The following is a 13,789-nucleotide window of genomic DNA, read 5'->3' on the forward strand; positions in this document are numbered from 1 at the left end:
TACAAGAAGATAAAAATCAAATAAATAAAAAATTATTTTTATTTAAATTGATAAATTTTTAATTATTATTAAATTGGTTTTCAATACTCTATGAAATATGACCGAAATGTAGGTTAAAAATCAAAACAAATATAGTTTAGTTGCCCGAGGTCTAAGTAATAGGACAGGATTAACTTAGACAAAAATTAAGTTTCAATATTCTTGTAATCAAAATATTCAAGTCTAATTCCTCCCTTCTTTATCTTGTCCTCCTATTTAGAATGTATGATAACTGCCGAAAATACTATTTTTTGTGGTTATTCAACAAACAACAATGAGATTATTTGCAAGTATTGTATAGTTGTATATACAATATGTCACGAAGCATTTATCAAGCCCATACCACGGTCATCATATCTTCCACCTTTCACTTCTCTGCTCAACTGGTTTAATTTTTCCAATTCCGATTCACTGAGTACCACATTAACCGAATTTACATTGTCTATCAAGTATTTTTCTTTTTTTGTACCAGGAATAGGAACAATGTTTTCCCCTTTCGATAAGACCCAGGCAATTGCAATTTGAGCTGTTTTTACACCTTTATTGGCTGCAATGGCTTCTACCTCTGCCACTAAGTCGAGGTTTTTCTGAAAATTTTCACCCAGAAAACGAGGGCTGTATCGGCGGTAATCATCTGCAGCCAAATCCTCAACTTTTTTGATTTGTCCTGTCAAAAATCCCCTACCCAAAGGACTGTACGCTACCAAAGTAATCCCTAAGTCATCGCAAGCTGGAATTACTTCTGCTTCAATGTCAGTACTCCAAATAGAATACTCCGATTGTACGGCTGAAATGGGGTGAACTAAGTGCGCTTTTCGCAAGTTTGTTGTTCCAATTTCTGAAAGCCCCAAATACCGCACCTTTCCTTCTTTTACCAAATCCGCCATTGCCCCAACCGTTTCTTCAATAGCTACTTGTGGATCTTTTCGGTGTTGATAATAGAGGTCAATCACTTCAATATCCAATCTCTTCAAACTATCTTCACAAGCTTTGCGGACATATTCAGGGCGACCATTGATACCCAAAAAGCCACCTTCTTCGCTCCTCATAATTCCAAATTTGGTAGCGATTACCAATTCCTCCCGACGATCTTTGATAGCCTTGCCGACCAATCGTTCGTTGTGAAACGGCCCATAAATATCTGCGGTATCCAAAAAATTGACTCCCAACTCAATGGCTTTGTGAATCAAAGCAATGTTTTTTGCCTCTGTGCCTGTATCGCCATAAAATTCAGACATTCCCATACAACCAAATCCGATTCGAGAAATCTGTAAATCGCTATTACCTAAAGTTACTTTTTGCATATTAAATCTTTTGTTTATTCCTTTGTTTTTGTGCGTTTTGAAGTATATTTTACGGTATCATCCAGCAATATAGCTTCTTGAATAATTTGCTGCAATGCTTCCACAGGAATTTCGTCGACACTGGAAAAAGTCAAACTACGAACTTGTTTTCTATCTTTTGCTTCCAAAATACCCTGTTCATTGGACAATTCATTTCCCCTTACAAAACAAAAATCTACTGCTTTGTTTTTTATAGGATTCAAATAACAAATCCAACTTTTACGGTAATAGAACGGAATTTGATAGCGAATTTTGACTATCATTGCAGGATAAGAAAGCATTAATTGGTGAATAAACAAGAGAATTTCTCTTTGCTCTGTTTCTTGTTCATATATGAAATCCAAGACTTTATCCATCTCCTCTCAAATTTTATTTTGAAGTTTTGAAAAACAAATAACTATCCACCAATCATGATGCTAGCGGTCTCCCAATTGACATTCATTTCAATTCTATTATACTCACAATTGATTTTTTGTAATTTTGTAAAAAATCCATCAATATGAACAATCGGTTACTGTTTCTATTCACATTACTTTTTTCTACTACTCTGTTCTCACAAGATACAAATACTTGTGGTTTTGACCATTACTGGCAATACCAATCCGAAAAAAATCCACAAGGTTTGGAAACTTTGAAACTGATGGAAGCCTATACCAAAAAGTATGTTGAAAAACACCAAAAACAATCTGAGAAAATTGCAGAAGTGATTACCATTCCTGTAGTTTTTCATGTGGTTTATACTTCCAATCGACCTGCAAGCAACATTAGTGAAGCAAAAATTTATTCGCAGTTAGAAGCCCTAAACCGTGATTTTCGACGTTTGAACGCTGACACCGCTAACATTTTAGCGGACTTCAAACCTTTTATGGCAGACATTGAAGTAGAATTCTGTTTGGCAACACGAGATCCAAATGGCTATCCTACTACGGGTATTACCCGAACTGCCACATCATTGGATCGTTTTTTTGTAGAAACCGATGAAATAAAATCATCCGAAACAGGTGGAAAAGACCCTTGGCCCTTCGATCAATATTTGAATATTTGGGTATGCTACAATATATGCAGCACTTTTGGTGGATGCGGTATTTTGGGTTATGCAGTTCCTCCTAGCTTCAGTACACCCGAAACGGATGGAGTAGTGATTCAATACAATTATTTTGGAACAACCGCACCCGTCAATCCTACCTTCAATGAGGGGCGAACAGCAGTGCATGAAGTAGGGCATTGGCTTAGTTTGCTGCATACATGGGGAAATGGGGAGGACAATGCCAATTGTACCAAAGATGACTTAGTGGCAGATACACCTCTTACTGATGGTCCCACCTTTGGATGTGCTGCTAATCATGCCAACTCTTGTATAGAGGAGGAACTTGACTTGCCCGATATGACTGAAAACTATATGGACTATGGCAATGATGCGTGTTTGACCATGTTCACCACAGGGCAAAAGCTACGAATGAGGGCTACATTAGATGAAGGAGGTTTTAGGCACAGTCTTTTGAATTCAATGGGATGTGTGCCAGTAGAACAGGGTATGGACGATGTAAGGGTAGTGTTCGTCAGTTATCCCAATGATACAGAGGTGATTTGTTCGGTTTTTGAACCAGAATTGAATGTAGAAAACTTTGGTACAGAACCACTTGAGTCCTTTACGGTCAATTATGATTTGGATGGAGAGACGTATAGTTATGAGTGGATGGGCTTGATTGAACCACTTAAAAGCGGAACCATTACGCTACCTGCGCTGCAAATTGCAGCCAATACCACTCAGCATGTATTGAATATTTCGATTGTAGCACCAAATGGAAGAGAAGACTTCAATATCGAAAACAACTACATTGCAGTGAGTTTTCAGTCTGTTGCCCCTGCCACTCAAACTATTGCATTTTCAGAGTCTTTTCAATCCCCTCCAGGTTTTCCGTTTCCTCCTATAGGATGGGGAATCTTCAATGGTGACAATGATTTCAACTTTAGATTCAAAAAAAGCAATTTGACAGGTTACAGTGATACAGAATCAGGATATATGCCTAACTTTGAAGCAGATGCAAGTTATATTGGCACAATAGATGAAATCATCAGTCCTGCCATCAATTTTGAAGGAGTTTACGACAGTCTTTACCTGCAATTTTTCTATGCCTACACGGGTATGGGCGAAGGAACGATTTCTGATACTTTGGAAATATTGTTGTCCGTAGATTGTGGCAGTAGTTACTTCACCGTCCGCAAGTTTTTTGGAGAAGAGTTGATTACAAGCGACCCTGTTGATGAGGCTTTTGTGCCGATGGAAGGACAATGGAAAGAAGGCTTGGTGAATTTTTTGCCCTTCAAAGATTACCGCAACGTGAAGCTCAAAATTCGTCAAATTCGTGGAACGGGTAATGACCTATATGTGGATGACATCAACTTATTGAGTGGATTGACTGCCATTGAAGGATATTCACTGCAAAACCAAGTTTCGATACACGCTTATCCCAATCCTGTAAGAGGAAAGACAATTATTGAATTGAATCATTTAATCCCCAACCAAAACGTTGAGTTAAGCATTAGCAATAATGCAGGTCAGGTGGTGTATCAACAAACGATTCGTTCGCTGTCGACCCAAAAAACCTTAGAAATACCTGTAGAAAATCTCAGCAATGGAATGTATGTGCTTAGCTTGCAGAGTCAAGAGCAGCGTTCGCATACCAAAATTGTGGTGGCGCACTAGTACAGTGATTAGTAACTGGTGATTAGTTTTAAAAAACTATTGGCTATCAATTTTTATATAAAAAATAAATTCTATATTTGAAGTAGAAACTTTTGAAGTTTACTCTTTGAAAAAGTTTGATTTTCATTACAATCGAAAATCTTTAAAACAAAACTTCAAAAGTCGTACATTGGCCCAAGAGGAAAAAGTACAAAAGTTGTAATAAAAAATAATATATTGATTAAAATTAAGAACGAGGGTAAACTGATTCAAAAGTAGTCCTTAGAGACCGTATTAGACGTTAGCCCCTCGTTCTTTATATCCCATAAAAATCGGACAGTTCAGTAGGCATAAAGCCTGAGTCACGACGCAGATTTCATAGGATATATTTCATCATTATTAGTTTAACATTCAATTTATTACTTTATGAATTCTCTAATTATCGGTATAGATGTAAGTAACAAGACTTTAGACATTGCTTATCAAGAAGATAACCACTGGGTTGATTATCAAATCGAAAATACAATGAAATCCATAGAGGTATTCTTACAAGGTTTTGATGAACAACATATTACTTTTGTTTTAGAACCTACTGGCACTTACAGTGATAAGTTGCTTCATTCTTTAGACAAATCCAACTGCTCTATTAAATTGATTAATCCACAAAAAAGCAGTGCTTTTATGAAAGTCTTAGGCATTACTGCAAAAGATGATAAGCAAGCAGCAAGAGCTTTAGCAATAGCTGGAAAGACACTTGATTTGCCTGATTTTCAAATGCCTAATGAGGATATTCAAAAGAGAAAAAAAATGCAAATGGCTCTTAATGCCTTTGAAAAGCAGGAACGACAGACTAAAAATCAAATTCATAGCCTTATGCAGTGTCTTTACACACCAGATGTTGTCTTAGAAGCTTTTCAAGACGTATTGAATACGATACAAGACAATATTCGAAAAATCAAACAAGAATTGGATGCCTTGACTGACATTGGTTTCGATAAATTCAAAGAACTTGCCTGTTCTGTTAAGGGTATTGGCGAAAAATCAGCCCAATTACTATACACATATACTAATGGCTTTGAATTATTTACAAATTCTAAACAATTGGTTAAGTTTGTAGGCACCGTGCCTTTGACTCATCAATCGGGTTCTTCTGTGTATCGAAAAGGACGCATTTCAAAAGCTGGTCCAGCTCAAATTAGGACAGTTCTTTTCAATGCTACAAGAGCAGCTATACGATTCAATAAAGAATGTAAAGAACTTTTCAATAGACTCCGATCAAAAGGAAAGCCATACAAGGTAGCTAAAGTTGCTGTTATCAACAAGCTGCTTAGGCAAACTTTTGCCGTCGTTAAATCAGGTGTCAAATTTCAAGATGATTATCACAATAAATTCAAAGAACATATTGAATAAAATAACCAATTTAAAAAATAATCCGATTTTTGCTTGCTTTTTAATACAGTTCGTCTAAATCGGGGAGTTATTTTTTGACTATTACTTATCAATCAAAAAGAAAATTTTAAAATTTGTCCCGAATAGTCGGGATGTAAAATATCACAAGTCGAATGAAAAATCTGTTCTCCTTTATTCTTATTTTCCTCTGTTTTAATGCTATTAGCAATGCACAAGACGATAACCATGAGCATGTTGCCCCATGTGGTATAGACGCTTATTCTCAGCAATTATACGAACAAAATCCAGCTGAATATTTAGCTGCACAAGCATACTCTCGTGAGCAAATCCAGAATTGGATTGCAGCAAATAAAAACAATCTGCAAAAGAAAGCTGAAGTTATCACCATTCCCGTTGTGTTTCATGTGGTATGGTCCAGTGACACCCCTCAATCCAATGTAAGTGATGAGCAAATTTATTCTCAAATTGAGGCATTGAACCGTGACTTTCGCGCCCAGAATGACCTTAGCATTGTTCGGGATATTTTTAAGGATAGGATTGCGGATATGGAAATTGAGTTTAGACTTGCCGAGTTTGATCCTGATGGAAATTTGACTACAGGTATTACCCGCACTGAAACCGATGTGACGGCATGGAATATTGACAATGCTAGTGATATGAAGTATGATATGAATGGTGGAAAAGACCCTTGGCCCTCAAGAGATTACTTGAATATTTGGATCATCACTCGACTAACTGAAAATGCTATTGCTGGATATGCTCAACCTGGTGGAAATTTTCCCTCCAATGCACGTATTGACGGAGTAGTGATTGTCCACAATCATTTTGGTCAAACTGGGACTGCTAATCCCAACGACTTTGGTAGAACAGGTACACACGAGGTTGGGCATTGGCTGAGCTTGCACCATATATGGGGGGCTTTTAACTCTGGCGACCAAACGCCGAGTTGCTTGGGAGAAGATGATGAAGTTGCAGACACACCTTATACTTTGGATGCCAATTTTGGATGCAATTTTAACCGAAACCAATGTACCATGGAGAATCCAGATTTTCCAGACATGATTGAAAACTATATGGACTATGCCAATTCGAGTTGTCAAGGTCTATTCACACACGGACAAAAGGATAAAGCAAGAGCCATTTTGAATACAACCCGCTCTCAAATAACTACTTCAGCAGGTTTGCGTGAGCGTGGCAAAGACGATGTGATGATTACGAAGATTCTCAGCCCTACGAGTGTAGGCAGAAGTTGCTCGACTTTTGAGCCTGTGATTGAAGTAGTCAATTTTGGTACTTCCGAAATGCTGTATTTTGAAGTGGATTATACAGTTGATGGCGAAGCGTATGAATATCAATGGATCAGCGCAGGTGAAAACCTTGCTCCATGGAACAGTTTGAACAATGATTTGCCTAAAAAATTAACCCTTACGCTTCCAGAAGTTACCCTCAGCAATGACGATATTAACCATACACTTGAAGTAGTAGTGAGTCGTCCAAATGGCAGTACCTCTGAATTCAATGAAACTGACAACACCTTGTCTGTCAATTTTAAATCGGTTAATCCTGGTATATTTCCTTACTTCAATGAGGATTTTCAGTTTATCGTTTTTCCTCCTATTGGTTGGTCTATCTTCAATGGTGACAATAGCCCGCATTGGAGATTCAAAGGCACTAAAGATGCTTCATTGGAAATAGGTTTTGATGATACGCAAGCAGCATTGATGGATAATTTTGCGTATGATGCTGTTGGTGAAATAGACGAGTTGATTTTACCACCATTAGATTTTGTGGGTGACTTGGGTAAAATTTCGTTAAACTTCTACTATGCCTATGCTTACACAGATGAAAGTAATATTTCGGATACTTTATCTATTATGATCTCGGATGATTGCGGCAATACTTTTATACCAGTTGCAGAATTGTATGGTGAAAACTTGATTACTGCTCCACCAGTTGCAGGTCCATATATCCCTAAAGAAGGAGAGTGGCAAAATGCGTCCATTGATTTGTCGAGCTATATAAATACGACGAATCACATTGAGATGAAATTCCGCCAAACTCGTGGTTCTGGAAATAATCTATACATTGACAATGTAGATTTACTGTCTGAAACAACAGATATTGATCCAGTTATCAATGCTGCTGCCGATATAAAAATGTTTCCAAATCCTGCCCGTCAATTGGTACAATTGCAGTTTGAAGCCAAAGATGTTGCTAACCTGCAAATTGATTTGATGGACAAAACGGGTCGTACAATTAGCAGCCAAAACAAAACTGTGCAAAGTGGTAGAAATCAACATACCATTTCGCTGGATAAATTGCCTGCGGGAATGTATTTTGTGCAGATTCAAGATGGTAGTCAGTTGATTACCAAGAAATTGATGGTGTTTTAAAAAAAGTATAAAAACCCGTTTATACTTGGTTTTCATTAAATGTAGCCCTATTGTTTTTTAAAAATCAATAGGGCTATTTTCGTTTTGTATCCCTAAAAATAATTTTTAAATTAAGCCATCGTTATTACTGCAAAGCAGATATCTTTGTAAAGTGAAAAAAGTCGTTATCATATTGAGTGCTTTGTTGGTTATCATGCTCTATTGTTTTACAGTAGGCGTAGTGAACTGCAATGAGATAAGCTTAACGGCTGTACCTCAATTAACTATCCATAAAGAACGCCATGCCTCCGCTGTTTCGCCAAATTTGTTACATGCCTCTTCTCAGGCAGGCAGTTTGGAAACTCTTTTTAACAGCACCTCACCGACTACCGTTAAGGACACCTCAGATGAATTTTCTGCTTTTGTAAAGGTTACTGAAGCACTTTTTTTTAATGAGTTCTCTCAATACACTTTCAGTTGGAGAAACTTATTGATTAAGTTTCGGAAAGCCGACCTGATTTTTCCCTTCAACTATTTTTGGTAATCCATTTTAAGTAATGAGTGTAATTAACTGCTTGGTAAAGAAGCTTTTTGAAGTTTCTAAACGGCAGCTTAATTTTTGACCATTACTAAGTTTCAGAGATGTTTAAAATAATTTTTGCAGGTATTGCATTCCTACAAGACCTGTTGTCTTATTTCATATCAATTTAAAAAACTTTAAAAATGGATTTAACAACCATCCTATTAGGGACTTTTTTAACAGCCCTATGCTTCATACCATTTGTATGGATGAGCAGAAATAGCAAAAAGATAGAAAAACAATTGCTACAATCACTTTCAGATATTGCAGCACAACAAAATTGTAAGATTACTCAGCATGAACTTTGCGGAAAGATTGCCGTTGGTTTGGATGAGAACGCTCATACTTTTCTCTTTTTCAAAGAAGGAAAGAGTAACCAGACAGCGCAACATATTGACCTTGATGAAATTAAAAACTGTACGGTTGTCAATACCAGCAGGTCTGTTAATAATATTGGAGGTAATAGCAGGGTGATAGAAAGGTTGGAGTTGAGTTTTTTACCAATTAGTAAAAACAAAGCTCCTTTTGTGTTGGAGTTTTATAATTCAGAAGAAACAATGGAATTAAGTGGGGAACTTCAATTTATTGAGAAGTGGTCAAAAATAATTAATGGACAACTCAAGTCGTCTAAAAGAGAGTTAGTGGCTTAGTAAAGTTGCGGCATATTGAAAATGATGGGGCATTGCAAACAAGATTCTAAAGGAATGACATTCTCATTTGGTCATACTAAAGTATCTTGTTTGCTATTGTGACTATCCCAAAACGATAGTCTGCTCCAATGCTAAATCAGGAAATTAATTCTGGAATAATAATATTAGTGCTATATTTACACCAACCCCACTGAATGTATAAAAGATTATCCTTTCAACTTATCCAGTTTCATTCGACTGAACATACGCCTACCAGCCAATAACCAGCCGATTTTTAATTGATTAGATAATAGTTTTGGCTTGATTAACGTTTATATTTCTTTGAGTTAGCAATGAAAAGAAGTTCCATATTTATATAACAAAAAATAGAATTACATGGCAGATAGTTATAACAAGAAAGATAGAGAGAAAAAAAGAAGAAAGAGAAAACAGGAAAAAGCAGAGAAAATGCAGCAGAGAAAAGAGGAAGGCAGCAAAGAGGTAGAATATGTGTATGTAGATGAATTTGGAAATTTAACTTCAACTCCACCAGATCCTTCAAGAAGAAGGGTGATAAGGGCTGAAGATATTGAAGTAAGTACGCCAAAAAGGGAAGCAGAAGATCCAATGGAAATTATCAGATTTGGAATAGTAAAATTCTTTAACGATGAAAAAGGTTATGGTTTCATCACAGACCGAGATACACAAGATAGTTTGTTTGTTCACATTGAGAATGTGACAGGTGAAATCGGAACCAATGACAAAGTAACCTTTGAAATTGCCAATGGACCGAAAGGCCCTGTTGCAGTAGAGGTGAAAGTAATCAATGATTAGTGAATCAAAATAGTTTTAGAACCACAATTGAAGTTCTAAAAAGACTCTAACGCCAATCAATATTTATTTGATTGGCGTTAGTAGTTTTCGGGCAGAGTCATTTTGTTGTATTTATTTCGATAGGCAACAGGTGTAAGTCCAGTTATTTTTTTGAAGATGGTTCTGAAGGATTTGGTATCCGTATAACCCACCTCAAACATTACCTCATTGATGTTTTTTCGACTGGTTTCAAAACTTCGTTTGGCAGCTTCCATTTTGATTCGATGAATGTATTCTTGGACGGTATTGTTGGTGGCTTTTTTAAATCTACGTTCAAAACTTCTTCTACCCAAAGTCGCCATTGCAGTCAATTCATCTACCGAGATTTTTTCATGAACGTTTTTCTCAATGAACTTTTGAGCCTTTTTAATAGCTTCATCAGGATGATTTTTTTGTCCTTTGAACATGGAAAAAGTAGCTTGACTCTCTCTATCTATATCTACTGCAAAATATTTGGATGCGAGGATAGCAGTTTGTCTATCTGTATATTTTTCAACCAAATGCAACAATAAATTCCAATAAGAATTGGCACCTCCACTTGAATAAATCCGATTTTCTTCTGTAACAATGCTCCCATCCAATACCTCAACTTCGGGAAACATGGCTCTAAATTCATTCTGAAATCCCCAATGTGTCGAACATTTTTTGCCATTCAACAAGCCTGTGGAAGCCAATAAAAAGGCTCCAACACAAAGAGATGCTACTTCTGCTCCATTCTCATATTGTTGAGTAATCCAAGGTATCAGTCCTTGGTTGTTTTCGATTGCCGTCTGCATATCACCAAATAATGCTGGAATAATCACCAAATCTGTTTGTTCAACTTCATGTAGCTGCTTATCTGTATGTACTGAAAATATACCTCCATTGAGTTGAATGTTTTTTTTGACTCCTACCAATTGAACTTGGAAAAAAGGTTTTTTTTGGAAGGAGGTTAATATTTGATTTACGGTCGAAAACAGATATTGCGGGTCGGCTATGGCTTGCATGACCGAATTTTCTGGAACTAAAATACTTATGTTTTTCATACTAAAATTTATTTTTTTGCTACAAATATAAGTATTTTTTTGTCGCAAAACACCCTTTTATTGTCAGAAAGACACACTGTTTTTTTCATTTTATCATAGCATCTTTGTAGCAGATGATTTGAACAATTATTAGTGAACCAAAAAAAATAAAAAATATGAAGAATTTAAGTTTTAAGATTGACATCTATGCTTCTGCAAAGAAAGTTTGGCAAGTTTTGTGGAACGATGTGACCTATCGTGAGTGGACAAGTGCCTTTCATGAAGGTTCTTATGCGGTTTCGGATTGGAAAGAAGGTAGTGATATTCAATTTCTTAGCCCTGAAGGCGGTGGTATGTATAGCATCATTGAGAAATCTATTCCTTTTGAGCAAATGACCTTCAAACATTTGGGAGAAATCAAAAATTTTGAAGTCCAAAAACCAACAAATGGTGAAGCAACTTGGGGCGATGTCAAAGAAGCTTATACATTGAAAGAAGAGAATGGACATACACTACTTGAAGTGAGTTTGGATTCGCTTGAAGAATATCAGGATTATTTCAAAGGAGTATTTCCTAAAGCCTTGAATTTGGTGAAAGAGTTATCGGAAAATCCCCTTATGCTAACTGTGGAAGCAGTCATAGAAGCTCCTGTCGAAAAAATTTGGGAGTATTGGACTGCACCTGAACACATTGTGAAGTGGAACCATGCTTCTGACGATTGGCATACCACAAAAGCAGAAAATGATTTGAGGGCTGGCGGCAAATTTGTCTCACGAATGGAAGCCAAAGATGGAAGTTTTGGTTTTGATTTTGGAGGCAAACACACGGAAGTGAAAGCACATAAACGTATTGTTTCTACGCTTGATGATGGCAGAATATTAAAAGTCACTTTTAAAATGCAAGGCAATGTCACAAAAGTAGTGGAAGAATTTGAAGCCGAAGTAGAAAATTCTATTGAATTGCAGCAAGGTGGCTGGCAGATGATTTTAAATAATTTTAAGGCGTATGTAGAAGCCAATTAATTCACTTCAAATCTTAAAAAAATATGTTAAAACCAATTTATCCCTGCTTGTGGTTTGATGGTCAAGCCAAAGCCGCAGCAGATATGTACTGTTCTGTTTTCAACAACTCAAAAATAACTGAAAACACTCCAATGGTCGTGAATTTTGAGTTGGGAGGACAAAAGTTTATGGGTTTGAATGGTGGCCCTCACTTCAAAATCAATCCGTCTATTTCGTTTTATGTGGTGTGTGAAACGGAAGACGAAATTGATGCGGCTTGGCAACAGCTCTCCAAAGGCGGCTCAGTCCTGATGCCGCTTGATAAGTACGATTGGAGTGAAAAATATGGATGGGTGGAAGATTCTTTTGGGGTTAACTGGCAGTTGTCTTTGGGAAAATTAGCGGATGTGGGGCAAAGATTTACGCCAACTCTTATGTTTGTAGGAGAGCAGCATGGAAAGGCTGCTCAAGCGATTGACTTTTATACTTCAATATTTGACAATTCTGAAACTGTTGGTATTCTGCACTATGATGCAAAAGATGGGGAAGTACTTGGTACTATCAAACACGCACAGTTTCGCCTCAATCAGAATGTATTCATGGCAATGGATAGTTCGTATGCCCATGCTTTTCAATTCAATGAAGCGGTTTCATTTGTAGTGGAATGTGATACACAGGAAGAAATAAATTATTATTGGAACAAACTTACCGAAAAGGGGCAAGAAAGTCAGTGTGGTTGGTTGAAAGATCAATTTGGTGTTTCATGGCAGATTATACCCAGTATTTTGAGCCAATTAATGAGCAATCCTGAAAAATCTCAAAGAGTAGTACAGGCATTTATGCAAATGAAGAAATTTGACATTGAGAAACTGAAACAAGCATAATGTAATGATTGTGCAATTTAATCCTTACTTGACCTTCAATGGCAATTGCCGTGAAGCGATGACTTTCTACAAAGATTGTCTGGGGGGAACACTTCATTTTCAAACCATTGGCGATTCGCCAATGGCTGATGAAATACCTTTCAAATTTAGAGATTACATCTTACATGCTACACTCACAAAAAATAAATGGGTGCTGATGGGGTCGGATATAGTTGCTGAATCGGGCCGTGTAGTAGGAAACTCCGTTTCGCTAATGGTTCATTGCAGTAGTGAAGAAGAAATCCGAACCTGTTATCAAAAGATGTCAGATGCTTGTCAATGCTCACATCCTTTAGAAAGCACTTTTTGGGGAGCTTTATTTGGAGGGCTTACAGATAAATTTGGAAATCAGTGGTTATTTAATTGTGAATTGAATAAATAAGTAAACATAATTTTGTTATAAATTTAATAAAAGTGAAAAAGAATAAAATTATCTATTGGATAGCAACCATTATCATCTTCTTGTTTGAAGGAGTAATGCCTGCTTTGACCTCACAAACCGAACTTGCCAAAGAAGGAATCCGACATTTGGGATATCCCGAATATTTTGGCAATGCTTTGGTTGTCTTCAAAATTTTAGGAGTGTTGATTTTGGTCATTCCAAACCTTCCCAAACGATTAAAAGAATGGGCTTATGCAGGTTTTGTATTTGACTTTGTATTTGCCTCCATCAGTCATGGAGCAGTGGACGGATTTGATTTTCAAACCATTTTTCCATTGATTTTTTTGGCAATTCTAATGGTTTCTTATGTCTATTACCACAAAATCAACTCATCAAATGAAATGCAGTTGTCTTACTAACAAGTGCCATTGAATCTAAAAAAAAAACCTCCTTTTCCGTATTAATCACAGAAAAGGAGGTTTGTTTATCAAAATTAATTTTCAGAATTAAAATTCCAAACTAACTGATTAAGAAAAGGTTGCCGTTT

General features: G+C 36.7%; 13 protein-coding genes. 10 read left to right on the forward strand and 3 right to left on the reverse strand.

What is annotated here, in order from left to right:
• Positions 1–356: 356 nt before the first annotated feature.
• Both R3E32_23590 and R3E32_23595 read right to left on the reverse strand, forming a co-directional pair.
• Entirely contained in the window at positions 357–1,343 is a 987-nt protein-coding gene (locus R3E32_23590; GenBank protein MEZ4887738.1) for an aldo/keto reductase, read from the reverse strand.
• A gap of 14 nt (positions 1,344–1,357) precedes the next feature.
• Positions 1,358–1,738, reverse strand: coding sequence for a DUF1801 domain-containing protein (locus tag R3E32_23595; GenBank protein ID MEZ4887739.1), 381 nt, complete (start codon positions 1,736–1,738; stop codon positions 1,358–1,360).
• Between the two features lie 143 nt (positions 1,739–1,881).
• Between R3E32_23595 and R3E32_23600 the strand changes: the two genes are divergently transcribed.
• The 6 genes from R3E32_23600 (at position 1,882) to R3E32_23625 (ending at position 9,893) form a co-directional block, all read left to right on the forward strand.
• Positions 1,882–4,089, forward strand: a complete 2,208-nt coding sequence (locus R3E32_23600) for a M43 family zinc metalloprotease (GenBank protein MEZ4887740.1) — start codon at positions 1,882–1,884, stop codon at positions 4,087–4,089.
• A gap of 405 nt (positions 4,090–4,494) precedes the next feature.
• Positions 4,495–5,478, forward strand: coding sequence for an IS110 family transposase (locus tag R3E32_23605; protein MEZ4887741.1), 984 nt, complete (start codon positions 4,495–4,497; stop codon positions 5,476–5,478).
• 152 nt (positions 5,479–5,630) lie between these two features.
• Positions 5,631–7,871: a T9SS type A sorting domain-containing protein gene (locus R3E32_23610; protein MEZ4887742.1), complete on the forward strand. Its 2,241-nt coding sequence runs from the start codon at positions 5,631–5,633 to the stop codon at positions 7,869–7,871.
• A 151-nt stretch (positions 7,872–8,022) separates the two neighbouring features.
• Positions 8,023–8,394, forward strand: a complete 372-nt coding sequence (locus R3E32_23615) for a hypothetical protein (GenBank protein ID MEZ4887743.1) — start codon at positions 8,023–8,025, stop codon at positions 8,392–8,394.
• Positions 8,395–8,573: 179 nt separating this feature from the next.
• Positions 8,574–9,080 (forward strand): hypothetical protein, encoded by a 507-nt coding sequence (locus R3E32_23620; GenBank protein MEZ4887744.1) that lies wholly within the window; start codon positions 8,574–8,576, stop codon positions 9,078–9,080.
• Positions 9,081–9,455: 375 nt separating this feature from the next.
• On the forward strand, positions 9,456–9,893 hold the full coding sequence (locus R3E32_23625; GenBank protein ID MEZ4887745.1) for a cold shock domain-containing protein: 438 nt from the start codon (positions 9,456–9,458) through the stop codon (positions 9,891–9,893).
• A 77-nt stretch (positions 9,894–9,970) separates the two neighbouring features.
• On the opposite strand, the gene R3E32_23630 is transcribed toward R3E32_23625, so the two are convergent.
• On the reverse strand, positions 9,971–10,957 hold the full coding sequence (locus R3E32_23630) for a helix-turn-helix domain-containing protein (GenBank protein MEZ4887746.1): 987 nt from the start codon (positions 10,955–10,957) through the stop codon (positions 9,971–9,973).
• 155 nt (positions 10,958–11,112) lie between these two features.
• On the opposite strand from R3E32_23630, the gene R3E32_23635 reads away from it, so the two are divergent.
• From R3E32_23635 to R3E32_23650, 4 genes are read left to right on the forward strand one after another with little or no spacing between them, the layout of a single operon-like run.
• Positions 11,113–11,958 carry an SRPBCC domain-containing protein gene (locus R3E32_23635; protein MEZ4887747.1) on the forward strand — a complete coding sequence of 282 codons (846 nt, stop codon included), beginning with the start codon at positions 11,113–11,115 and terminating at the stop codon, positions 11,956–11,958.
• Between the two features lie 23 nt (positions 11,959–11,981).
• Positions 11,982–12,821 carry a VOC family protein gene (locus tag R3E32_23640; protein MEZ4887748.1) on the forward strand — a complete coding sequence of 280 codons (840 nt, stop codon included), beginning with the start codon at positions 11,982–11,984 and terminating at the stop codon, positions 12,819–12,821.
• Positions 12,822–12,825: 4 nt separating this feature from the next.
• Positions 12,826–13,242 carry a glyoxalase/bleomycin resistance/extradiol dioxygenase family protein gene (locus R3E32_23645; protein MEZ4887749.1) on the forward strand — a complete coding sequence of 139 codons (417 nt, stop codon included), beginning with the start codon at positions 12,826–12,828 and terminating at the stop codon, positions 13,240–13,242.
• Positions 13,243–13,274: 32 nt separating this feature from the next.
• Positions 13,275–13,661, forward strand: a complete 387-nt coding sequence (locus R3E32_23650; protein ID MEZ4887750.1) for a DoxX family protein — start codon at positions 13,275–13,277, stop codon at positions 13,659–13,661.
• The last annotated feature ends 128 nt before the right edge of the window (positions 13,662–13,789 follow it).

It is taken from the genome of Chitinophagales bacterium, assembly GCA_041392475.1.
Taxonomy (GTDB): Bacteria; Bacteroidota; Bacteroidia; order Chitinophagales; family UBA2359; genus JAUHXA01.